The following is a 23994-nucleotide window of genomic DNA, read 5'->3' as shown; positions in this document are numbered from 1 at the left end:
GAGTTTTATGACGGATTTCCCCGTTTTATCGCCCTGTTTTAACCGAGTTTGACTGATTGTCATCTTTTCTACCCTGTCACGCATCGATCACTTTATTCTCTCCATTTCGGTTATTTTTTATCAGACACTTTCTTTCTGTTCTCATTTTTGTACTTTACTTTTTCCGGATTTGGTACTAAAGTGAAGAGAAATCAAAAAAAGAATTTTCAGAAGAGGTGATTTTATTTGAAACGATACTATATTCTTCACTATTTTGATCCCGCCAATGTGGGCAGTTTTCTGCTTGTCTCACTGCTCGGCCTGATTCTGGTGCTTGCCCTTGTGCTTCTGATTGCAAAATTGCAGATTCAGCGGCAGCTAAAAGAGGAGACAGAGGAAAAAGCAAAAAAAATACGCCGGAAAAAACACCAACGCAGGCAGTATCAGATTGTGGAAAGCTTTTATGAGCTGGTTTTCTCCGGCACTTCGATTCTTCTCTTCCTCTCCCTCTATTACATTATCGATGAGCGTCTGCCGCAGATTTCGATGTACTGGGAGAAATATCAGGATGTGGTGCTTCTTGTCTTTATCGTGCTCTCCGTCTTTCTGACGAGCTGGCTCGATGTGGTTCTGGTAAAGCTCACGCACCTTGACCCGGAGCAGAAGGCGTCGGTGCGGCTGATTTCGGTCTTCTATATTGTACTGATTCTTCTGTACATCCGCTTTATCTACGAGGACACGAATTACGACGGCCTGATTCTCTATTTCCTGACACTGACGGTCGGCCGCTTCCTGTATTTCGACTTTACGGTCAAGAGTTTTCTTGAAACGATGCGGGGCGTGTTGGAAAATCTACCGCTTCTTGTCATCATGAGCGCCTACTCCGGTTTCGTGTGCTGGTATGGGTTCCATGTCGGCTTTCTGCTGAAATCAAATGGTGTCATTTTGAGCACCTTTCTTGCCCATCTGTTTATGGACTGCTCGATCTTTCTGCTCCACAAAACAGAAATTTTAAAGCATGTGATACGAAAAATTTAAAACCGGCATTTTTTTACCAGCCATATATCAAAAGCTCTGCAGATCAGAATTTTGCATTTTCTGTTCTGCAGAGCTTTTCTTATTTAACGTTCTTTTTTACATGCCAAACAGCAGTGCAAAGCCATGTACGACAAAAGCTGCCAGCCAGGCGATCACACACTGTGAAACGACAACACCGGCTGCCCATCTGCCGCCAAGCTCCCGCTTGATGGAAGCGACTGCCGCCACACACGGCGTATAGAGGAGGCAGAAAACCAGAAGGCTTAATGCGGAAACCGGTGTCAGGATTTCGGTCAGCTGCGCGGTCGTGCCGAACAGTACGGAAAGTGTCGAGACGACACTCTCCTTTGCCATAAATCCGGTTAGAAGGGCGGTCGATACTCTCCAGTCTCCAAATCCAAGCGGCCGAAAAACCGGGGCGAGACGGCCGGAGACAACGGCGAGAATGCTGTCCTTGGAGTCCTCCACGACATTGAGATGCGTTCCAAAGGTCTGTAAAAACCAGATCACAATCGTGGCAACAAAAATGACGGTGAATGCCCGCTGCAGGAAGTCTTTTGCCTTATCCCACAAAAGCTGTCCGACATTTTTTGCCCCCGGCATGCGGTAGTTTGGAAGCTCCATGACAAACGGAACGGCTTCCCCCTGGAATAAAGTTCCCTGCATCAGCATCGCCATCAGGACAGCCATGAAGATACCACCGAAATACAGAAGAACCATCACAAGGGCACTGTATTTCGGGAAGAATGCGGCGGTAAAGAACGCGTAAATCGGAAGTTTTGCCGAACAGCTCATAAACGGAGTTAATAGGATCGTCATTTTCCGGTCACGCTCGGAAGGCAGGGTGCGGCTCGCCATGACGCCCGGCACGGTACAGCCAAAACCGACCAGCATCGGCACGATACTGCGGCCGGAGAGGCCGATTTTCCGGAGCAGCTTATCCATCACAAATGCCACGCGCGCCATATAGCCGCTGTCTTCCAGAATGGACAGGAAGAAAAACAGGGTGACGATGATCGGAAGGAAGCTTAAGACACTTCCGACGCCGTTAAAAATACCGTCAATCACAAGGGAATGAAGCACCGGATTGACGCCCCATGCTGTCATGGCGCTGTCCACGAGCTCGGTCAGTTTTCCGATCAGAATCTCCAGCACACTCTGCAGCGATGCTCCGATCACATGGAAGGTCAGGAAAAAGACAGCCGCCATAATCCCGGCAAAACATGGCAGAGCCGTATATTTTCCGGTCAGCACACGGTCAATTTCTGTGCTCCGCACATGCTCGCGGCTCTCTTTTGGTTTTACCACGGTCTCACGGCAGACTTTTTCAATAAAATTAAAACGCATATCCGCAATCGCCGCCGCGCGGTCCAGGCCGCGCTCCGTCTCCATCTGACAGACGATATGCTCGAGCATCTCTTTCTCGTTTTCATCGAGGGCCAGCTGCTCCAGGATCAGCGCATCGCCCTCTGCCAGCTTGCTCGCCGCAAACCGCACCGGAATATCCGCCCTTGCGGCGTGATCCTCGATCAGATGCATGATCGCATGCAACGCACGGTGGACGGCACCGCCGTGGTCATTCGCCTCACAGAAGTCCTTTCTGCCCGGTTTTTCCTGGTATTTGGCCACATGGACAGCATGGGCAACCAGTTCATCGATTCCCTCGTTTTTTGCAGCGGAAATCGGGATAACCGGGATGCCAAGTCTCTCTTCCATCTGGTTCACGAGCACAGAACCGCCGTTTTCGCGTACCTCATCCATCATGTTGAGGGCCAGTACCATCGGAACGTCGAGTTCCATCAGCTGCATCGTCAGATACAGGTTTCGTTCGATATTTGTCGCATCTACAATATTGATGATGCCGCGCGGATGCTCGTTCAGAACGAAATTCCGGGTGACGATCTCTTCGCTTGAATACGGCGACATCGAATAAATGCCGGGAAGATCGGTGACCAGCGTGTTTTTCTGGCCGCGGATTTCACCGTCCTTCCGGTCTACGGTCACGCCGGGGAAGTTTCCGACGTGCTGGTTGGATCCCGTTAATTGGTTGAACAGGGTGGTCTTGCCGCAGTTCTGGTTTCCGGCCAGCGCAAAGGACAACAGCTCTCCTTCCGGCAGCGGATGCTCCTCTGCCTTATTGTGGTACTTTCCGCCCTCTCCAAAGCCGGGATGCGGAATTGCTTTCGCATCCGGCTGCTCTTTTTCTTTTACAGCGTCCCGCATCTCATCAATGGCAATCCGTCCGGCATCGGCGAGGCGGAGTGTCAGTTCATAGCTGTGAATCCGCACTTCCACAGGGTCTCCCATCGGTGCATACTTTACCATCGTCACTTCCGCCCCCGGAATGATTCCCATATCTAGGAAGTGCTGCCGCAGCGCGCCCTCTCCTCCTACCGTGCGGACGGTCGCTGTTTTGCCGATCGGCAGTTCTTTCAGTGTCATATATTTCACTCCTTATTGATTCTCATTATCAATAGTAAGTATATGACACAATTCGACTGCGGTCAAGCAATTGCCATTATTTCTCTTTTTGTTTTTCTTCGAGCTTCTTCTGTACACTCGGAAACAGCTCCAGATCCGTGTGTGGGATTGCCTGGGCCGCTTTCATCATAGAGATGAAAGCGGCGACCTGGCCGAACTGGATGTAGACCATCTCGTCCAGAATGCGGTCAATATCGTCGATGCAGGTCCGATCCAGCAGGATTTTTTCTGCTCCCGCAAGCGACGTATTTCCGGCGCAGATCAGGCGGCTGCGGTCCATATCCGGGTACATGCCGATCGTGATGGCGGATTCCTTTGAAACGTGCTTTCCAAATGCACCAGCCGCGTAAAACCGGTCAATTTCTTCCATGGAAATGCCGGATTCACGCATCATGTACTCAACCATCGTGTAGGCCGCTGACTTTGTACGAAGGAATTCGGCGATATCACTCTGATAGAAGCACAGCCCTTCACTATATTCAACGCACCACTCTCCCGTCTCCGGGTCTTCCTTGATCTTTTCGGACCGCTCCGGCTGCAGGGTACCGAACAGGTTGATCCAGCCATTTAGGAATAATTCCGCGAGCAGATCGATAATGCCGGAACCGCAGATGCCCTTTGGCTTACCCTCTCCGATTACATGGCACTGGATTTTCCCGTCTTCTATTTTTACCGTATCAACAGCGCCTTCTGCAGCTCGCATGCCGGTTTTGACCACGCCGCCCTCGAGCGCCGGACCGGCAGCGCCTGCGCCGCAGAGCAGAAATTCCCGGTTTCCGACGACAAGCTCGCCGTTCGTTCCGATATCAAAAAAAACGCTGATCGTTTCTTTTTTATAGAGTTCCGTTGCGATCATACCGCTTAATATATCACCGCCCAGGTAATTGGATTTTCCCGGCACGCAGTAGACACATCCCTTCATGGGAAATCCCATCTCTTTCGCCGGAAGGAATCCGACGCGGTCTGCGCGCACGGCGTACGGGGATGAAAAGACGCAGAACGGATCCAGTCCCAGCAGGAAATGGATCATCGTTGTGTTGCCGGATACGACCATTGAGAGAACATCCGACGGCGCAATTCCTGTCTTTTGGCGAAGTTTTTCAAAGAGCAGTGTAAATGTCTCCATCGTACACGCACGGATGTCCTGCAGTACCTCCGGTTTATCCTTACAGGCAAAGATTCTCGTCAGAATATCGGTTCCATAGGCAGTCTGGCGGTTGTATTCGCTCTCCTCGGCAAGCACAGTACCGTCGCTGCAGTTTACCAGGCGCACAACGACGGTCGTACTTCCAAGATCAGCGGCATAGCCGTAATGCTCTGCTGCTGTATCGCCCGCTTCCAGATCAACCACCTGCCAGATGCTTCCATTCCATGCGAGGGAAACCGTTATGTTATAGTCTGCCTCATCGCAGATGGGATACAGTTTCTGCAGCGCTGGAAGGGTAAATGATGCGGTGATTCCTTTCTCTTTTAATGCATCCAGTATCCGCATCTGGCTGGAGCGGGCGTCCTCCTCCGTCGGCGGGACCAACCCCAGATACTGTTTCTGTGTTATTCCTCTATTCATTATTACTTCCTCATTTCCTGATCATTTTTCTGTTTCTTATTGTAGCACTTTTCTCTTTTCCAGAGAACTTATTTTTTTCACATTTTTACTACATTTCCATCACAGATTCCCATTATACTGCAAAGCATAGAAACAAAAAAGGAAGCAAACAAAACCGGAAGCCGATTCCGGAACACAGTTTAAAATACAGATACCAGAAAGGAAGCATTTATTATGATGGACTACAGAAACAACTACAATAACGAAAACGAAACCAATAATGAGAACATGATGGCAGCAGAGCAGAACAGCTTCAACGGAAAGAAACCTTCTTCCAAAAACAAAAAAGCTGCTAAGCTTGCAAAAAAAATCGGAGCCATCGCCTTAAGCGCAGTTCTGTTCGGCGGTGTTGCCGGCGGTACCTTCCAGGCAGTCAACCACTTTGCCGGAAGCACGACAGCCACTGCAACAACAACCACTGCACAGCAGACGACTTCCAACAGCAGCCTCTTAAAAGCCGCTGCCACATCCTCAAGCTCCACTTCCACCGGAACGATGGATGTTTCCACGATTGCGAAAAACGCAATGCCGTCGATCGTCTCCATCACAAACCAGTCCGTACAGGAAGTACAGAACTACTTCAGCATGTTCGGTTACGGTGCCCAGACTCCGCAGACCGAGGAGACCACAAGCTGCGGTTCCGGTATCATCATCGGAAAGAATGACACCGAGCTTCTGATCGTCACCAATAACCATGTAGTAGAAGATGCCGATACTCTTTCTGTTAGTTTTGTAAACAATCAGGTCTGCAAGGCAAATATCAAAGGTACCGATGCCGATAACGATCTTGCCGTCATCGCCGTTCCGCTCTCCGAGATCCCGGATGACACGATGAGCAGCATCGCTGTTGCCACGATGGGCGATTCTGATTCCGTTGAGGTCGGCGAGCAGGTCGTTGCGATCGGCAACGCACTCGGCTACGGCCAGTCCGTTACGACCGGTATCATCAGTGCTGCAAACCGTGTGATCGACAGCGATTCCTCTTCTGACGGAAGCTCCGATGGAACAACGGCAGATACTTCTTCCACTGATACAACCGGAAAGACCTACTTACAGACCGATGCAGCCATCAACCCTGGCAACAGCGGCGGCGCTCTTCTGAACATGAACGGAGAGGTCATCGGTATCAACTCCGCAAAACTTGCTTCTACAGAGGTAGAGGGCATGGGCTATGCAATCCCGGTCTCCCGTGTTTCCGATATCATTGAAAATCTGATGAATGAGCAGACCAGAACAAAGGTTGCCGCAGAAGATCAGGGAACGATCGGCATCAAATGCCTCGATGTCAGCAGCCAGATCCAGCAGGCATACAATATGCCGGCCGGCATCTATATCTCCGAAGTAACCTCCGGCGGTGCCGCTGAAAATGCAGGTCTGAAATCCGGATACGTTCTGACCAGCTTTGACGGACATTCCATCACCTCCACCAGCGAGCTGAAATCCCTGCTGCAGTATTACTCTGCCGGCGAAACCGTCGAGGTGGAAGTACAGGTTCCAGACAACGGATCCTATGAGACAAAGACCTTCTCCCTGACCCTCGGAACGAGCATCAGCTCTTCAGATGATCAGCAGAGCGATTCCCAGCAGAATGCGGGTTCATCCCGCTCTGCAGAGGGAGGAAATACCCTGACCTCCGCTACTCCTTCGATCTGACTGCCCGCTCTCCCGTGAAAGAAATCCATAAATAAAAAACATCATAAGCATGAAAGAAAGGCCCCGAAACATAACTCCAATGTTTCGGGGCCTTTCTCCTATTCTCTTAATCCATTTCTTATTTTTCTGCTCCTGCAACTGCCTCGCGGGCTGCTTTCTCTTCCGGATCTTCATCCAGAATGGAGAATGCAATATTGGTTGCATGGTCCGCGACACGCTCGAGTCCGGATACAAGATCGGAGAAGATCATGCCGGCTTCCGGCGTACATTCGTTGCGGGTCAGACGCTCTACATGCTTCTGCTGCAGATCCCGCTCCTCCTGATCAATGGAATTTTCAATATCAATGATCTCCTGCAGGTGCTGCAGATCATTCTTTGCAAACATTTCGATCGACTCATCGAGAATTTTTAATACCATATCCAGCATCTCGGAAAGATCCAGTTCGCCCTGTTTGCTGAAGGTCACATTGTCATTCGTCATCTGCACAGCAGAATCTGCGACATTTTCGGCATGATCACCAATCCGCTCGATATCATTGACCACATGGAACAGCGCACCGATGCGCATAACGTCTGATGTCGGCAGCGATGCCTGATTTAAGTGAACCAGATAGTTCGTAATCTCTTTGTTCAGGAAATTAATATTTTCCTCGACACGGTAGACCTCGTCGATTTCTTTCTGATCGCGGGTCACCAGCGTATTCATCGCGCGAATCAGGTTGGTCTCTGCCATCTGTGCCATACGCTCCATCTCACGGACAGCCTGCAGAACTGCAGTCGTCGGGGACATCGCATGTTTCGAGCTGATGTAGGCAAGCTCGAACTTTTTGTCTTCCTCGTCATTTCCGCGGATGATAAAGTACGTTGCCTTCACCAGAAGCGGGGTAAACGGCAGCATCAGGAGTACCTGGCATACTTTGATGATCGAGTTTGCATTTGCGATCATACGGCCTGCTTCGTTTCCGGAAATACCCATAAAGAAGTCAACTACCTGTTTTCCAAACAGCAGGAAAATAATGGAGCAGACAATCGTTCCGGAGATGTTGAACAGCAGGTGGACACATGCCGCACGTTTTGCATCTTTTTTGCAGCCGAAGCTGGCAAGAATCGCGGACATCGTACATCCGATGTTGCATCCAAGCATCATAAACAGACAGATCGGAAGTCCCATCAAGCCCTCTCTTGCAAGAAGCATGATGATTCCGACCGTTGCAGAGTTACTCTGCAGAATCGCGGTAGCCACCCAGCCGACTAAGAACGCAAGAAACGGATTCGTCAGGGATCCGAGGGCGTTAACGACTGCCGGGATCTCTTTTGCTTCGTTCAGGGCTCCTGAGATACCGGAGATACCCATAAACAGAATACCAAATCCCAAGATAACCTCGCCGAGACGGCTGATCGTCAGATTGTTCTTTACGAACATAACCATCAGAACACCGATGATGACAAACAGCGGCGCGATATCCGCAAGGTCAAACGCAATCAGCTGTCCGGTAACTGTCGTACCGATGTTTGCTCCGAGGATAATTCCAGGAGCCTGTGCCAGTTTCATCAGACCGGAGTTTACGAAGCTGACCACCATAACGGTTGTAGCGTTGGAGGACTGAATCAGCGCGGTAAAGAAAATACCGACCAGAAGACCGATCACACGGTTCTTCGTAAATACCTCCAGAATGCTTCTCATCTTGGATCCGGCAACCTTCTGCAGTCCTTCACTCATCAGCTTCATTCCATATAAGAAGAAGCCCAGACCGCCCATCAAAGACACTATTACACTCATATTCTTTTTTCTTCCTTGTCTTTTTCTGATGTCTCTTTCCAAATCTCCGCCAAGTAGTTTCGCATTTTTTATCTCGATATTTTACATTTCCTTAACGCAGATTTTACAAGACACCTTTTTTATCATAAAAGAAATCATGACATTTGTCTATAGAAAAATTAAAAATTTCGACAAGAAATTTTCAGATTCTTTTCGTTTCTTTCTTGCATTCTACTTGATAATATTGTAACATTTAGGATGTTTCCATATTATGAGGCGACATTTCCGCCTACAAAATTCAAAAGGAGAGAAAACTATGGAAAAGTTTAGCAAGCTGATGGAAAACACATTCAAGCTGCGGGAAAATGGAACAACGGTCAAAACCGAGATCATCGCCGGTGTCACCACGTTCATGACGATGGCGTACATTCTTGCCGTCAACCCGAACATCCTTTCCTCCACCGGCATGGACCACGGCGCTGTCTTTACCGCAACGGCTCTGGCAGCCTTCCTTGGCACCCTGCTCATGGCACTTTTCGCCAATTATCCATTCGCTCTGGCACCAGGAATGGGCCTCAACGCCTATTTTGCCTACACCGTTGTTCTCGGCTACGGATATAGCTGGCAGGCAGCCCTGACCGCCGTTTTTGCAGAAGGTATCATCTTTATTGTACTTTCTCTGACCAACGTCCGTGAGGCGATCTTCAACTCCATTCCGGTCAGCCTGAAATCTGCAGTCAGCGTCGGCATCGGTCTGTTCATCGCATTCATCGGACTTCAGAATGCAAAAATTGTACTGCCGAACTCTTCAACCGTGGCAGGCCTCTATTCCCTGTCTTCCTACAATGCCAACCTGCAGTCTGCAGCCACATTAAACGGAACAGAGTATGTGGCAGGAACGTTTAACGATGTCGGAATCACCGTTCTGCTCGCAGTCATCGGTGTTATCCTCACCGCCGTTCTTGTCGTACGCAATGTAAAGGGAAACATCCTCTGGGGAATTCTTGCAACCTGGATCCTCGGCATGATCTGCCAGGCATGCGGTCTCTACGTTCCGAACCCGGCAAACGGCTTCTACAGCCTGTTCCCGGATTTTTCCAACGGACTTTCCATTCCAAGCCTTGCCCCGATTTTCGGAAAACTGGATTTCTCCATTCTGAAAACAGGCGAGTTCTTCGTGATCATGTTTGCATTCCTGTTTGTCGATATGTTTGATACCATCGGAACTCTGATCGGTGTATCTTCCAAGGCAAACATGCTCGACAAAAACGGAAAACTTCCGCGCATCAAGGGCGCGCTGATGGCAGATGCTGTTGCTACCTGCGCAGGTGCTGTTCTTGGTACTTCTACCACAACAACTTTCGTTGAGAGTGCTTCCGGCGTTTCCGAAGGCGGCCGTACCGGTCTTACCGCTGTTACCACTGCAATCCTCTTCGGCCTCGCTCTGTTCCTCTCCCCGATCTTCCTTGCCATCCCGTCCTTTGCAACGGCTCCGGCACTGATCGTGGTAGGCTTCTACATGCTGACCAACGTAGTCAACATTGATTTCAGTGATCTTTCCGAGGCGATTCCGTGCTACATCTGCATCGGAGCTATGCCGTTCTTCTACAGCATTTCCGAAGGTATTGCCATGGGAGTTATCTCCTACGTTGCAATCCAGATCCTGAGCGGAAAAGCAAAAGAAAAAAAGATCAGCGTGATCATGTACATCCTGGCTGTTCTGTTTATCTTAAAATACCTTCTTCTGTAATGGCTTTTTAACGATACAGAACCGCATAAAAAGGCTCCTGTCCCACAGATTTTATTCTGTGAAACAGGAGCTCTTTTTATGCTCTGAATCAAAAATTTTTATTCTGCCAGGGTCCGGTAAAAGCAGGTGCGGTTTCCGGTGTGGCACGCTGCGCCGACCTGTTCTACTTTGGCAAGGATTGTATCGTTGTCGCAGTCGATCAGAAGCTGTTTTACATACTGCACATGGCCGGAGCTCAGTCCCTTCGTCCAGAGCTCATTGCGGCTTCTGCTCCAGTACGTCATTTTTCCAAGGCGCAGTGTCGTCTCAAACGCTTCTTCATTCATGTAGGCGAGCATCAGCACTTCGTCATTTTCCGCATCCTGTACAACAACCGGAACCATGCCGTCGCTGTTTGTCTTAAAATCCGCCCAGGTAAAATCACATTTTAATGCTTGTTTCATCTCTTGTTCTCCTCTTTTTCTGCTCTTACAGGCTGCCCTTGGTCGAGAGCACGCCGGCAATTCTCGGATCGAAGGAAGTTGCCTCATCGAGTGCCTTCGCAAATGCTTTGAACATCGCCTCGATGATGTGGTGGTTATTTCCGCCGTCAAGCACTTTGATATGCAGATTCATCTGCGCCGCATAGGAAACGGCGTAGAAGAATTCTTTTACCATCTCGGTCTCCATCTCTCCTACTTTCTCCCGTGTAAATTCTGCCTGGAAAGAGAGATACGGTCTGCCGCAGAGGTCAACGGCCGAGAGCACCAGTGTCTCGTCCATCGGAAGGATTCTGTCGCCGTAGCGGCGGATGCCCTGTTTGTCGCCGACTGCCTCGCGGATTGCAGTTCCGAGCACGATACCGGTGTCCTCGATCGTGTGGTGGCCGTCTACATCAAGATCTCCGTCTACAGAAACGGAAAGGTCGAAAAGACCGTGGCGGGCAAAGCCGTCGAGCATATGGTCAAAAAAGCCGATGCCGGTGTGGATGTCGCTCTTTCCCGTTCCATCCAGATTTAATGTCATGCGGATCTTTGTTTCTTTTGTCACGCGTTCTACGCTGGCTGTTCTGTTCTCCACTTACTCTTCCCCCTCAAAACGGACGGCAATCGAATTGGCGTGTGCCGTCAAGCTCTCTGATTTTGCAAAGCTCTCGATATCCTCGTGGATCTCGGAAAGGGCTTCTCTGGAATAATAGATGATGCTGGATTTCTTCACGAAATCGTCTACGGACAGCGGTGAGAAGAATTTTGCGGTTCCGTTCGTCGGCAGGATATGGTTCGGGCCGGCAAAATAGTCACCGAGAGGCTCGCTGGAGTTCTCGCCGAGGAAAATAGCACCGGCGTTATGTACCTTCATCATATCCTCAAACGGGTTCTTCGTCACGATCTCGAGGTGCTCCGGTGCGATGGCATCTACGGTGTCGATCGCTTCCTGATGCGAATCGGTGACAAGGATGTAGCCGAAGTTGTCCAGTGATTTGGAGATGATGTCGCTTCTGGAGAGGACTTTTAAGAAACCGTCTACCTCTTCACTTACCTTCTCTGCCAGTTCCTGGGAGGTGGTAATGAGGATCGCACTTGCAAGCTCATCATGCTCAGCCTGGCTTAAGAGATCGGCTGCCACGAACCGCGGATTTGCAGTCTCATCAGCAAGGACAAGAATCTCACTTGGGCCTGCGATGGAGTCGATGCTGACATTTCCGTATACGGCTTTCTTTGCAAGGGCAACGTAGATGTTTCCAGGTCCTACGATTTTATCGACTTTCGGAATGCTCTCGGTTCCGTAAGCAAGGGCTGCAATTGCCTGTGCACCGCCGATTTTAAAGACGCGGTCCGCACCGGCTTCTTTTGCTGCCGCAAGGACAACCGGGTTGACTTTTCCGTCTCTGCCGCACGGCGTTGTCATGCAGATTTCTTTGACTCCTGCCACTTTTGCCGGAAGAATGTTCATCAGAACGGAGGACGGATACGCTGCCTTTCCTCCCGGAACGTATACGCCGACACGGTTCAGGGCGGTCAGCTTCTGGCCAAGCATCGTTCCGTTCTCGGTAGAGGTGAACCAGCTGTTCTGTTTCTGTTTTTCGTGGAACTCACGGATATTTTTCATGGATCTGCGGATGACACCGATCAGCTCTGGATCTACGATGTTGTACGCTTCATCAATCTCTTCCTGTGTTACTTCTACGGTAGAAGCATCGAGTACCGCGTGGTCGAATTTCTCGGTATATTCGAAAACGGCTGCGTCTTTTCTTGTTTTTACATTCTCAATGATCTCCTGCACGGAAGCCTCGTACGTTCCGTACTGTGTCGGGCTTCGTTTCAGCATATTCTCCAGAATATTTTCTGTAGTCTCTTTTGTCAGTTTTACGATTCTCATACCAGTGCTCCTTTCAGATCCTGAATTAATTTAGTAATTCTCTCATTTTCCATCCGCATGCTCACCTGGTTGACAACCATGCGCGCAGACAGCGGGCAGACCTCCTCGAGAACGGTCAGGCCGTTTTCCCGTAAAGTGCTTCCTGTCTCTACAATATCCACAATCACTTCGGAAAGTCCGACAATCGGTGCCAGCTCGATCGAGCCGTTCAGCTTGATCATCTCAACGGTCTGGTGCTTGCGGTTGTAGAAGTAATCCTTGGCAATGTTTGGGTACTTCGTTGCCACACGGATCTGCTGGTTGTGCTGCAGCAGCTCACGCGCGGATTCCGGTCCGCAGACACACATGCGGCACTTGCCGTAGCCAAGGTCCAATACCTCGTAGAGGCGTCTTCCTTCCTCCAGAATCGTGTCCTTTCCGACGATTCCGATATCCGCTGCGCCGTACTCCACATAGGTCGGCACATCCGGACCTTTGGCGAGGAAGAAACGGAGCTTATGCTCTTCGTCCGTGAAAATCAGCTTTCTCGTATCTTTATTTTTCATTTCATCGCAGGTGATGCCGACTTTTTCCAGCAGCTCCAGCGTCTGGTACGCCAGGCGTCCTTTTGTCAGTGCAATGGTCAAATATCTCATCTTTTTCGTACCCTTCCTCTCCTACAGCTCCACCGGCTGTACTTCTCCTGTCGACAAATCGATAGCAAGCACCGAATCGCTCTTCTGAATATAGACAATGCCGCCGAACTGGTTCTTTCTGCCGTATTCTTCATAATCTGCAAGAACCTTGTCCCTTGCAAAGCAGACCAGCGCGACATCCATGCCCTTGCTTCTGTGCTCGTTAGCAAGTTTTACGGCCAGCGGCTGAAGAAAATCCGGGTAGAGTAGCATCGTTTTCGTATTGGCAATCGGAAGAGAAATTTTCTGGCGCTCCAGTGCATTCATCAGAGATTCCATGACAGTACAGAATCCGATCGCCGGCGCTTTCTTTCCGAAGTGCTGCAGCAGTGCATCGTAGCGGCCGCCTTTTACGATCGGCTCGCCGGTGCCGTAGGTGTAGGCCTGGAAAATAATACCGGTGTAGTAATGGAATTTGCTTAAAAGGCCGAGATCGAAGAAGACGTATTTTTCATAGCCGTAATCTTTAACGATCTCATAGATCGTAGCCAGACGATCGAGTGCCTCTCTTGCCGCCGGATTTCTTGTAAGGCCTTTTGCCTTTTCGAGAATCTCTGCATTTCCGAACAGCTGCGGAACATCACGGAGTGCTTCAAACAGATCACTTCGAAGGTTCTGTTTTGCCAGCAGCTCCTCGGCGCCAAAATGATTTTTAATGGAAATCAGTTCTTTTAATTCGTTCAGAACATCCTCGGCGAGCGCAGCTTCCTCGGAGAGCGCCTGGAAGAAACCTACGTGGCCGATGCTGATCTGGAAATCGGTAAGACCGGCATCCAGCATAACTTTTACGGTCATCGCAATGATCTCTGCGTCTGCCATTGCGGAATCATCGTTTAAGAGCTCGACGCCCATCTGGGTGGACTCTTTTAAGCGGCCCTGATAGCTGCTGCTGTTGACGAAGCTGCTTCCTCTGTAGCAAAGGCGGATCGGCATCGTCTCTTCCATGAAATACATGGAGGCTGCGCGTGCAATCGACGGGGTAAAGTCCGGACGGAGCACAAGGGTGTTGCCGTCGCGGTCAAAGAATTTGTAGAGCTCGCGGGACGGTGTTGTTCCCACTTCTCTTCCGAATACATCAAAAAACTCGAACGTCGGTGTTTCAATATCCTGATATCCAAACGCATGAAATACCTGCTCAATCTGATTCTCCAGGTATAATTTTTTCGTACATTCCTGATTGTAGACATCCCGGACGCCTTCCGGGGTATGAATTAATCGATCCATGTTTTGTTGTCCTCACTTTTTCGCTTTAGTTCACTACCATATTACCATATTGAATTTAAAACTATGGTTAGTATATCGGAAAACATTTTCCCTGTCAACTCAAAATTTTAATCCGCTTTCGAATCCCGTATCTCCAGATCCTTCTGGATTCCGTTCAGGTACGGGACGAGAACGCTGCTTCCCGTTCTGGGAAGGAAGAATGACGTTTCAAGCTCGGTGTAGGAAAAATGCTTCTTTCCGCCGTTCTGTCCGCGGTCCCAGAAGGTTTTCATCGTCTCATACCGCAGGTAATAATATTCGTCCCGCGCCGTAAAATACAGCAGCAGGAAGGAAATCCCCCCCTGCTGCTCGAAATCTTTCATAAACGTGACCTGGTGCTCGTGGATGTTTGCGAGCGGAAAGGAATCCGTTTTGCACTCTTTGGCATCGAAGCAGACGGGAATGCCCTGTACAGCGCCGATGTAATCAACGGTACTCTTCTTTTCAAAATAAGCCAGCGTGATGTGTCTGCTCTCCTTATCTATTTTGATCGGGGTGATCGGCGTCGGCACCTTCTGGATCAGTGCCAGATGCTTGTCACGGTACTGCTCGTTTGTGCGGTTGATCATTTCCTCCAACGTTGATCCGCGGAGTCCCCTCGATGTCCATGCCATAATTCCTGTCCTCGTCTTCGTTCTGTTCTTATTCAATCAGAGAAATTTTGTTCAGCGGCCAGTAGCGCAGAAAGGCCTTGCCGATGATCTTGTCTTTCTCTACGTACGGATTCAGCCAGTAGCGGGAATCCTTTGATACGTTCCGGTTGTCGCCGAGCATAAAGTAGCAGCCCTCCGGCACCTCATACGGTCCGAAATCGCCGACCGGTGTTTCCGGGCAGAAATCATCGCGCAGCGGCTCGGTGGAATCGTTGATATACACCTTTCCGTCGCGGATCGTAACCGTCTCTCCCGGCAGTCCGATGACGCGCTTGATAAACTTCTGCTTCTCGTCGTCCGGATAATAGAAAATAACGATGTCATACCGCTGCGGATCGCTCTTTACATAAGCAAGGCGGTTACCGAAGATCTGGTCTCCGGTCATAATCGTGTTTTCCATGGAAGGAGATGGGATTCTTGCGTTGATGACAATGACCTGCTCCACAAAAACAACGACTGCCACGACAATGGCGATCATTTTTACATATTCCCAGATTTCCCGTCCGATGCTCGTCTCCTCCGTTTTTCTTGGTTTTGTTTCTTTCTTTTCGTTGTCTTTTCGGCTCATAATCCTTCTCCCGTCAAATGTTCTCCCTGTAAAATCCGGCGCACGGATGATGGCAGGGGCGCTGTAAAGGTTTTTCCGGACAGATCCGATAAGGTGCCCGTAAGCTCTGGAAATACCGCCTTCCACGAATGGAGAAGTTGGTATTTCAGTCCGTATTTTTCCCGGAAGCGGCGGTTAAACTCCGCATCCCCGTATTTCGTATCTCCCGCAAGCGGATGACCGATGCTCGCGAGATGGCTGCGGATCTGATGGCTCTTTCCGGTCACCAGCTCAACCTCCAGCAGCGTACAGCCTCTTCCGGCACAGAGCGGCCGGTATGCGGTTTCTATGTAAACAGCATCTCCCTGCTGCTCTCGCTGAATCGAAACACGGTTTGTCCTCTCATTTTTTGTGAGGTATCCGCGGATCCGCTCTGTCTCTGTCACGGTTCCTTTTACAACCGCCAGATAGTATTTTCCAACAGCCCGCTCTGCGATCAGTTCTGAAAGCTGCTGCGTCGCCGCAACGGTTTTTCCGGCAAGAATCAGACCGCTGGTGTTCCGGTCCAGACGATTGCAGAGTCCGGCGCGGAACATGGTCTCCTCCCCGGCATTTTTTTCCGAAAGATAGGCGCCGAGCGCTTCGGTAAGGCTCACATCCGTCTCTTTCGCCTTCTGTGAGAGGACACCTGCCGGCTTGTTCAGGAAAATTACTTTTTCGTCTTCATAGACGATATCCAGCTTCGGATACTTTACCTGTTTTCCAGCCGCCGGTTTTTCCGGTGTTTTCCGAAATTTTTCGATGGTCTCTTCCGCCAGATACAGCCGGATCGTATCGCCTGTTTTCAGCTTTTCACTGCCGTCCGCCTTTTTCTGGTTCAGCACAATGTTTTTCTTTCGCAGCATTTTATAGAAGAAACTCTTTGGCGCCTCCTCCATATATTTGGACAGATATTTGATGAGCTGCTGCGCGCAGTCTTTTTCTGTCACGGTCAGTTCTCTCATAGCAATGGTCTCCTACAGTGCCAGCGCCAGCATCGTGTGTTTCACCAGTTCCGTGCGGGACAGATCCGGGTACCGCTCATCCGGTTTGAAGTTTTCACTGGCGCTCTTTTCCAGCTCATCGTAGTTGCGGTTCAGGGAATCGAGGCGCTCCAGAAATGCTTTTTCCCGATCAAAAATCTTCACATGGCATTTGTAGCCGTTGGCACGGATGATCTTGTTCAGATACGTAGTGCAGTCCTCGATCTGTTTCTGGTCTTTGGCGCGCGTGGTGTAGCATGCGATCTCCTCACCGCAGAACGCCGCTGCTTCGATCATCAGACTCGATTTTTCCTGTGTGATATACATTTCATATCCCATCAGCAGTTTTCCTTTTTTTGCCTCAATGGCATCGTACACTGCTTTGTCCACTGGCTTTTGCATAACCATCATGATAAAACCGACGGCGGCGCGGCAGCCCGGCAGACAGCCTACTACGGCGACAACCGTAAAAATGTTGCTCTTGTTTCCGTCTGCAAGCACAAGCCCGACAATAAAAACGATGGCCGGAAGGACGAACAGTCCCAGTGTCACAAGCAGTCTTTTTTTCTTTTCCCGGCGGATATAGCCGTAATCCCCTTTTCTGATCTTCATTCTTCTGTCATTTCCCTTCTTCGATAAGATCCCCGCTCATCTTCTGCGTGTTTATTTCTTTTTGTGCACGTTGCGGAGCGTCTTTTTCAGCCGTCCGCCTGTTTTTGCTTTTCCCTGTCCGGAACGGTCATTCGCCGTCTTCTGGCCAAAGCCTTTTCCGTTGGACCCTTTTCCTCTTGACGGTTTTCCTGCCTCCCCGGCCATCTTTCTCGGCCGTACGAGACATTTCGGTCCGAATCCGATCAGATCCTCCCGGTGTGTCCGGCGCAGTGCCTCGCAGACGAGCTCATAGTTCTCCGGATTCCGGTACTGAATCAGCGCACGCTGCATCGCCTTCTCATGCGGCGATTTCGGCACGTAAACCGGATTCATCGTCCGCGGGTCAAGACCGGTATAGTACATACAGGTGGAAAGTGTGGAAGGCGTCGGATAGAAGTCCTGTGCCTGCTCCGGGATAAATCCCATATCGCGGATGTACTCGGCAAGCTCCACCGCATCCTCCAAGTCACACCCCGGATGGGACGACATAAAATACGGAAGTGCGTACTGCTGCTTCCCCGTCTTTTTGTTGCACGCATCGAAGCGGCGGATAAATTCCTGATATACTTCGTGGCGCGGTTTTCCCATATAGGAAAGCACACGGTTCGAAACGTGCTCCGGCGCAACGCGGAGCTGACCGCTGACGTGATCCTTTACCAGCTCGGAAAGGAACGTCTGGTCTTTATCGGCCAGGACATAGTCAAAACGGATGCCAGAGCGGATAAAGACTTTCTTCACGCCCGGAATGTCTTTTAATTCCCGCAGCAGCTTCACATAATCTCTGTGATCTGCCACCATATTTTTACACGGCTCCGGGAAGAGACAGTTCCGGTTCGGGCAGGCGCCTTTGGTGAGCTGCTTTTTGCATGCCGGACCGCGGAAATCCGCCGTCGGGCCGCCGACATCGTGAATATAGCCTTTAAATTCTTTTTCCTGAACCATCTGCCGCGCTTCCGCCAGAATGGATTCGTGGCTTCTTGTCTGCACAACACGTCCCTCGTGGAACGTCAACGCGCAGAAACTGCAGGATCCAAAGCAGCCGCGATTGCTCGTCAGACTGTATTTGATTTCTCCAAGCGCCGGCACACCGCCGTCTTTTTCATAGCTTGGGTGATAGGCGCGCATGTATGGAAGCGCATAGACATCATCCATCTCCTGCTCTGTCAAAGGACGGGAAGGCGGATTCTGTACAATGTAGCCCTGGCCCTCATACGGCTCTGCCATCGGCTTCGCATTGATGGCATCGGTATTTTTATACTGAATCGCAAAGCTCTCCGCATACGTCCGCTTGCTCTCCCGCACCTCCTCGAATGACGGCAGCACCACCGGGTCAATCAGGTGATCCAGCGTTTTGCTCCGATAAACGGTTCCCGGAATAAAGGTGATATCATGAACGTCAATGCCGGCCGCAAGTGCATCTGCAATCGCTACGATCGAAAGTTCTCCCATTCCGTACGAAATCAGATCCGCACCGGAATCGAGAAGGACGGAGCGGCGCACCTGGTCAGACCAGTAATCGTAATGCGAAAGGCGCCGGAGCGATGCCTCGATGCCGCCGAGGATCATCGGTGTATGTTTATACGTTCTCCGGATCAGATTGCCGTACACGGTAACCGCGCGGTCCGGCCGTTTTCCCATGACACCGCCCGGCGTAAAGGCATCTGTTTTTCGGTGCTTTTTCGCCACGGTATAATGGTTGACCATGGAATCCATATTTCCGGAAGAGACAAGAAAGCCAAGACGCGGTTCACCGAAAATCGAAATGCTGTTCTCGTCCTTCCAGTCCGGCTGTGAGATGATGCCGACGGAATAGCCGTTCGCCTCGAGCACACGGCTGATGATTGCCGGTCCGAACGAGGAATGGTCCACGTAGGCATCTCCGATGACATAGACAAAGTCAAACTGTTCGATTCCCCGTTCCTTCATCTCTTCTCTTGTAATTGGTAAAAAAGGCATGCTTTACTTTCCTTTCTGTGTTTCGGCGTCCGCTATGCCAAGCGCCGCTTTTTCTTTCTGCGTCAGGAGACGGGCACTGCCCTTTGGCAGCGCCGGATCAAGTTCCAGGCTCCCCATCGACAGCCGTTTCAAATAGACGACCGTTTTTCCGACCTTCTCAAACATGCGCTTGATCTGGTGGAAGCGGCCCTCACAGATGGTAATGCGGATCCGGCTTTCAAAAATGCCAGGCTCTTTTTCTGTCGTTTCCAGAATGGTAAGCTCGGCCGGAAGTGTCGGTTTGTCGTCCCCAATGTCGAGCCCTTCGGCAAATGCCTGCCGATCTTCTTCTGTCACTTTTCCGTCAATCACGGCCTCATACACTTTCGAGACATGCGATTTCGGAGAGAGCAGCCGGTGGGAAAGGGCTCCGTCGTTCGTAATCAGCAGCAGCCCTTCGGTGTCCTTGTCGAGCCGTCCGACCGGAAAGAGGTCTTTTCTTGCCGCACCACTTAAAAGATCGAGTACGGTCCGGTCACGGCGGTCCTCCGTCGCAGAGACGACACCCGCCGGTTTGTGGAGCATCCAGTATTCCATTTTCACATAGGAAATGCTGTTTCCGTCCACAGTCACCTGCGCTTCATCCGGGTCGACTTTCAGTTCCGGGGCTTTTGCCGTAATTCCGTCTACGGCCACCCGTCCCTTCCGGACCAGGGCCTTTACTTCCTGGCGTGTTCCCACACCCATGTCCGCCAGATATTTATCGAGTCGTAATTTACTCATACCATCCGCCATCCTGCATAATATTTATTCTTTAACGTTCCGTTGTTTATTTTTCCCCAGCCAAGTGGGAAATCATCCAGGCACACAAGCACCCAGTCCTTTTTCCCCTGACACTCTTCCTCGGAAAACGAGAGTGTCTCACCCTTTAAGTAGCGCATGACACGGTCATCTCCCTTGGGAATGGTCAAACACGAAACGTATTCTTCTTTTTTCAGATACGCCGCCAGCGCCTGGGACGGCTCGAAGCGGTTTTTCTTAACGGTGCCAAGCGAAAGTCCGGTCCGCAGATAGCGCAGACCCTTTGCCGCACAGACACCTTCCGGCAGAAAATAGAGCTGGTCTTTCACAAGGGCAAACGAACCATTCTTCCAGTCCATGCGCACGCCAGCAAGAAACTCTTCCGCCTCTTTCGGCAGCTTCTTTGTCGTTTCCAAAAGGCGGGAAGGCTGCCGTTTCCGGCTCTCTCCCTGCTTTTTCAGGAGCGCCACGAAATGGCCTTCTCCCTCCATCCGCTGCGGGAAAATATGAACGCACCGGGAAAGATCGCGGCCATTCACGGATACTCCCGGCGCAAACCCTTCGTAACCCGGGGTAATTTCCTGCACTTCCATATCCGGATGCGCATCCAGCAGCCCTGCGATGACCTCTTCGTTCTCCTTTACAGAAAACGTACAGGTAGAGTACAGCAGCTCTCCGCCCTCTGCAAGCATCTGATACGCCTGCTCGATCAGTTTTTTCTGGATCGGCACATAATGCTCCGGCCCATTTTCACTGTAGTAGCGCAGCATTGAGCTCTCTTTTCGGAACATGCCCTCCCCAGAGCACGGCGCGTCAAGAAGGATCTTGTCAAAAAAGGCCGGATACAAGGTTACTAATTTTTCCGGATCCTCGCTCGTCACGAGAAGACGTCCCACTCCCTGGATTTCCAGGTTGCGCAGCAGCGCCTTCGCCCGCGAATTGCTGATATCGTTTGCCAGCAGCATGCCGCCCTCACCGATCCGGCTTCCCAGCTCCGTTGCCTTTCCGCCCGGTGCCGCACAGAGATCGAGCACACGGTCATCCGGCTCAATTGGAAGGCGGGATGCCGGTGTCATCGCACTCGGCTCCTGCAGATAATACAGGCCCGCATAGTAATCGGCATCCTTTGCCGGATTGCAGCTCTCTTCATCGTAATAAAATCCATTGGGGATCCACGGAACCTTCTTAAGCGGAATATCGGTCCGCCTAAGAAACTCTTCTGTCGAAATTTTTCCGTTGTTTACCCGCAGTCCTCTATGTACCGCCTCGTCAAATGTCTTGCGGTATGCCTCATATTCTTCCTCACCGAGCAGCTGTTTCATCTCCTGCTCAAAGGCTTCCGGCAGTGTGATCATATCCGTTTATCCCCTTTTGTTCTAAAGTTCGTCTGTAATTGCCTGTGCGCGGTATCCCTCTGCAATCAGATCCAGTTCTTTGTGGAACCGTTTTAACTCCTGCAGATCGTTCTGCGCATAGATGTGATAAAACTCATCCTGAATTTTTTCTACTTCGCGTTTGTTCGTCACCTTGTAAAGATTCTCGATATTATTCAGGATATCCGTGATCAGATTCCGCTGTATCTGGGAGGAATTCTGTGCATCCATAATCTCACTCCGCACAGAGGACATCTCATTATCCAGCACAATAATCGCCTTTGCAGCTGCACTTAAGCGCTCCCGGATGTGATCCGGAATGTTTGCCTTATATTTGTACTGCAGCGAGTGCTCAATCGTCGCCCAGAAATCCATCGCCATCGTGCGGATCTGGATTTCCACCTGGATGCGCTTCGGGCCGTTCATCGTCTCCACGGTATAGTAAACAATGAGGTGATAGCTCCGGTAACCGCTGTCCTTCATGTGGCGGATGTAGTCTTTCTCGCTCTTAATCTCAATATCCGACCGCTTCTGGATCAGGTCGGCAACCTTTTCGATATCTTCAACGAACTGGCAGATGATGCGGATGCCCGCGATATCCTCCACCTGCTCCTCCATCTCTTCGGGCACAATGCCCTTTCTCTGCATTTTTTCCAGAATACTGGAAACACTCTTCACACGGCCGCTCACGCTCTCGATCGGTGAGTACAGCCCTTTTCCGTGGTGCTCCTTGATCAGATGCCGGAATTTCACCTGTAATTCCTTGACAGCCAGCTCGTATGGTTCCAGAATCTCATGCCATAACAGTATATCCATGTCCCCTAATCTCCTTTTTTGCTCCTGCTTTCAGCCATTTTTCTTATCGGATGGTAAACGCTTTGGAAATTCAATCCCCACCCTGTTACTTTATGCCTGTCTTTTCTGTTTTATGACTGTTTTTCAGAAACTTTTTTGAAATAGACACGGGCAGTTTTTTATGCCTGCCGTTTCGAAAGCTGCTCCAGAACGCGGCACAGGTACTGATACGTTCTCTCCACGGAGGAAATCGAAAGCCGCTCCTCGGTCGTGTGGATTGCTTTCATGTTCGGGCCGAAAGATACACAGTCAAGACCGGAAAGCTTTTCATAGAACAGACCGCATTCCAGTCCGGCATGAATCGCTTCCACTGCCGGTTTCTGTCCATACATGGCTTCATATTCCACCACCATCAGATCGCGGAGGGCAGAATCCTCTTTATACTCCCATGCCGGGTACGCGCCCTCTACGTGGAACTCACCGCCCAGGAAACCGATCAGATACTCCAGCTTGTCGGAAAGGGCTTCTTTTGCACTTCCCACGGAGCTCCGCACACTCGCACACGCATGCAGGTGATCCGGCTCTAATTTCAGAATACCGAGGTTCAGGGATGTTTCCACCAGTCCCGGGATCTGGCCGCTCATCTTCTGTACCCCGTTCGGAAGATTCATCAGGAAAAAGACGGTTTTCTGCAGGCTGACCGGATGAAGCGCCGGTGCAGCGCCCTCGCCTGTTTTCTCTACCGTAACGGTAATACCGTCATCTGTTCCGCTGTACTCTCTGCAAAGATTTTCGGTGAAGCGTGATGCTTCCTCTTTTAAGATCTCTTTCTCTCCGCCGTCGATGGCAAGAAGCATGCGGGTTGTCCGCGGAATGGCGTTGTCTTTTAAACCGCCCTCCAGCTCGATCAGGGCATAATCCATCTTTCCTGCCAGTTCGTACAGGAAACGGCCCGCCAGAATGTTGGAGTTGGCACGGTTTTTGTGGATTTCCGTACCGGAATGGCCACCGGCAAGACCGGAAATCGTCACTTCCATCTGCTCACCCATCACTTCGCTTCTGCGCACCGGCAGATCCATCATGGCTGTCATACCGCCTGCGCACGATACGGTGAGAATGCCTTCCTCTTCAGAATCCATATTTAACAGTGTTCTTCCCTTTAACTCATTCCCGTTTAATGCTGCTGCGCCGAGCAGTCCGATCTCTTCATCCGTCGTAATCAGTGCCTCGATGGCCGGAAGCTGCAGATCATCCGATTCCAGCACAGCCAGCATATAGGCAACGGCAATTCCGTCGTCTCCGCCAAGCGTCGTGTCCCTGGCATAAATCTCATCGCCGTCGATGTGAAGCTCAAGGCCGTCCTTCGTAAAATCGTGGCTGCTGCCCGGCTTCTTCTCGCAGACCATATCGCAGTGGCCCTGCAGAATCACGGTCGGAGCCAATTCACATCCCTTCGATGCCGGGCGGCGGATGATCACGTTGTTGGACGCATCCTGATACCAGGATAATTCATGGTCCCTTGCAAACTGAACCAGATAGTCGCTCACTTCTTTTGTGTTTCCGGAGCCGTGCGGAATGCGGCAGAGCTCTTCAAAATAATAAAATACCCGTTCCGGTTTTAATCCTGCTAATACGCTCATTTTTTCTTCTCCCATC

Annotated in this window: 19 protein-coding genes and 1 pseudogene; 3 read left to right on the top strand and 17 right to left on the bottom strand. The window is 50.7% G+C overall.

Going from position 1 to position 23994, the window contains the following annotated elements; all coding sequences use genetic code 11:
- Positions 1 to 225: 225 nt before the first annotated feature.
- A complete protein-coding gene (locus tag DWW13_RS01760) occupies positions 226 to 1017 on the top strand; it encodes a hypothetical protein (RefSeq protein WP_118719032.1) in 792 nt (263 codons plus the stop codon).
- 96 nt (positions 1018 to 1113) lie between these two features.
- Here DWW13_RS01760 and feoB read toward each other — a convergent pair whose 3' ends face one another.
- Positions 1114 to 3459, bottom strand: coding sequence for a ferrous iron transport protein B (gene feoB, locus DWW13_RS01755; protein WP_118719030.1), 2346 nt, complete (start codon positions 3457 to 3459; stop codon positions 1114 to 1116).
- Positions 3460 to 3535: 76 nt separating this feature from the next.
- Complete coding sequence (locus tag DWW13_RS01750; protein ID WP_117508985.1) at positions 3536 to 5065, bottom strand: ASKHA domain-containing protein; 1530 nt, start codon at positions 5063 to 5065, stop codon at positions 3536 to 3538.
- A 213-nt stretch (positions 5066 to 5278) separates the two neighbouring features.
- On the opposite strand from DWW13_RS01750, the gene DWW13_RS01745 reads away from it, so the two are divergent.
- Positions 5279 to 6757, top strand: a complete 1479-nt coding sequence (locus tag DWW13_RS01745) for a S1C family serine protease (protein WP_118594762.1) — start codon at positions 5279 to 5281, stop codon at positions 6755 to 6757.
- 118 nt (positions 6758 to 6875) lie between these two features.
- Here the strand turns inward: DWW13_RS01745 and DWW13_RS01740 are convergent, their stop codons facing one another.
- Complete coding sequence (locus tag DWW13_RS01740; protein WP_055265183.1) at positions 6876 to 8537, bottom strand: Na/Pi cotransporter family protein; 1662 nt, start codon at positions 8535 to 8537, stop codon at positions 6876 to 6878.
- A gap of 313 nt (positions 8538 to 8850) precedes the next feature.
- Between DWW13_RS01740 and DWW13_RS01735 the strand changes: the two genes are divergently transcribed.
- Positions 8851 to 10266 (top strand): NCS2 family permease, encoded by a 1416-nt coding sequence (locus tag DWW13_RS01735; protein WP_117509154.1) that lies wholly within the window; start codon positions 8851 to 8853, stop codon positions 10264 to 10266.
- Positions 10267 to 10367: 101 nt separating this feature from the next.
- On the opposite strand, the pseudogene hisI reads toward DWW13_RS01735, so the two are convergent.
- The 14 genes and pseudogenes from hisI to DWW13_RS01665 all read right to left on the bottom strand — a co-directional run.
- Positions 10368 to 10679: pseudogene (gene hisI / locus DWW13_RS01730) on the bottom strand (phosphoribosyl-AMP cyclohydrolase); the annotation flags it as partial.
- 55 nt (positions 10680 to 10734) lie between these two features.
- Positions 10735 to 11271 (bottom strand): imidazoleglycerol-phosphate dehydratase HisB, encoded by a 537-nt coding sequence (gene hisB, locus DWW13_RS01725; RefSeq protein WP_055218350.1) that lies wholly within the window; start codon positions 11269 to 11271, stop codon positions 10735 to 10737.
- Positions 11272 to 11325: 54 nt separating this feature from the next.
- On the bottom strand, positions 11326 to 12624 hold the full coding sequence (gene hisD / locus DWW13_RS01720; protein WP_055226357.1) for a histidinol dehydrogenase: 1299 nt from the start codon (positions 12622 to 12624) through the stop codon (positions 11326 to 11328).
- On the bottom strand, positions 12621 to 13259 hold the full coding sequence (hisG, locus tag DWW13_RS01715) for an ATP phosphoribosyltransferase (RefSeq protein ID WP_022461875.1): 639 nt from the start codon (positions 13257 to 13259) through the stop codon (positions 12621 to 12623). The genes hisD and hisG overlap by 4 nt, the downstream gene beginning before the upstream one ends.
- A gap of 21 nt (positions 13260 to 13280) precedes the next feature.
- Entirely contained in the window at positions 13281 to 14522 is a 1242-nt protein-coding gene (gene hisZ, locus DWW13_RS01710; protein ID WP_055226358.1) for an ATP phosphoribosyltransferase regulatory subunit, read from the bottom strand.
- A 107-nt stretch (positions 14523 to 14629) separates the two neighbouring features.
- The gene (locus DWW13_RS01705; RefSeq protein WP_117509155.1) at positions 14630 to 15178 is read right to left on the bottom strand and encodes a Holliday junction resolvase RecU; all 549 of its coding nucleotides are present in this window, start codon (positions 15176 to 15178) and stop codon (positions 14630 to 14632) included.
- Positions 15179 to 15203: 25 nt separating this feature from the next.
- Positions 15204 to 15782, bottom strand: coding sequence for a signal peptidase I (gene lepB, locus DWW13_RS01700; protein ID WP_022461878.1), 579 nt, complete (start codon positions 15780 to 15782; stop codon positions 15204 to 15206).
- On the bottom strand, positions 15779 to 16765 hold the full coding sequence (locus tag DWW13_RS01695) for an RluA family pseudouridine synthase (RefSeq protein WP_055218012.1): 987 nt from the start codon (positions 16763 to 16765) through the stop codon (positions 15779 to 15781). Before DWW13_RS01695 ends, lepB begins: the two co-directional genes overlap by 4 nt.
- 12 nt (positions 16766 to 16777) lie before the next feature.
- Positions 16778 to 17395 carry a DUF4191 family protein gene (locus tag DWW13_RS01690; protein WP_022461880.1) on the bottom strand — a complete coding sequence of 206 codons (618 nt, stop codon included), beginning with the start codon at positions 17393 to 17395 and terminating at the stop codon, positions 16778 to 16780.
- A 51-nt stretch (positions 17396 to 17446) separates the two neighbouring features.
- Positions 17447 to 19390 carry a YgiQ family radical SAM protein gene (locus DWW13_RS01685; protein ID WP_118699854.1) on the bottom strand — a complete coding sequence of 648 codons (1944 nt, stop codon included), beginning with the start codon at positions 19388 to 19390 and terminating at the stop codon, positions 17447 to 17449.
- A gap of 3 nt (positions 19391 to 19393) precedes the next feature.
- A complete protein-coding gene (locus tag DWW13_RS01680; protein ID WP_117801045.1) occupies positions 19394 to 20152 on the bottom strand; it encodes a pseudouridine synthase in 759 nt (252 codons plus the stop codon).
- Positions 20149 to 21522, bottom strand: coding sequence for an RsmB/NOP family class I SAM-dependent RNA methyltransferase (locus DWW13_RS01675; RefSeq protein WP_117509156.1), 1374 nt, complete (start codon positions 21520 to 21522; stop codon positions 20149 to 20151). Before DWW13_RS01675 ends, DWW13_RS01680 begins: the two co-directional genes overlap by 4 nt.
- 24 nt (positions 21523 to 21546) lie before the next feature.
- The gene (locus tag DWW13_RS01670) at positions 21547 to 22359 is read right to left on the bottom strand and encodes a GTP pyrophosphokinase (protein ID WP_055218019.1); all 813 of its coding nucleotides are present in this window, start codon (positions 22357 to 22359) and stop codon (positions 21547 to 21549) included.
- Between the two features lie 158 nt (positions 22360 to 22517).
- On the bottom strand, positions 22518 to 23978 hold the full coding sequence (locus tag DWW13_RS01665; protein ID WP_118719028.1) for an aminoacyl-histidine dipeptidase: 1461 nt from the start codon (positions 23976 to 23978) through the stop codon (positions 22518 to 22520).
- Positions 23979 to 23994 lie beyond the last annotated feature (16 nt).

Origin of the sequence: Blautia sp. AF14-40, from assembly GCF_003479665.1 — a bacterium.
Lineage (GTDB): Bacteria > Bacillota > Clostridia > Lachnospirales > Lachnospiraceae > Fusicatenibacter > Fusicatenibacter saccharivorans.
This window is presented reverse-complemented; position numbering and strand designations above follow the sequence as displayed.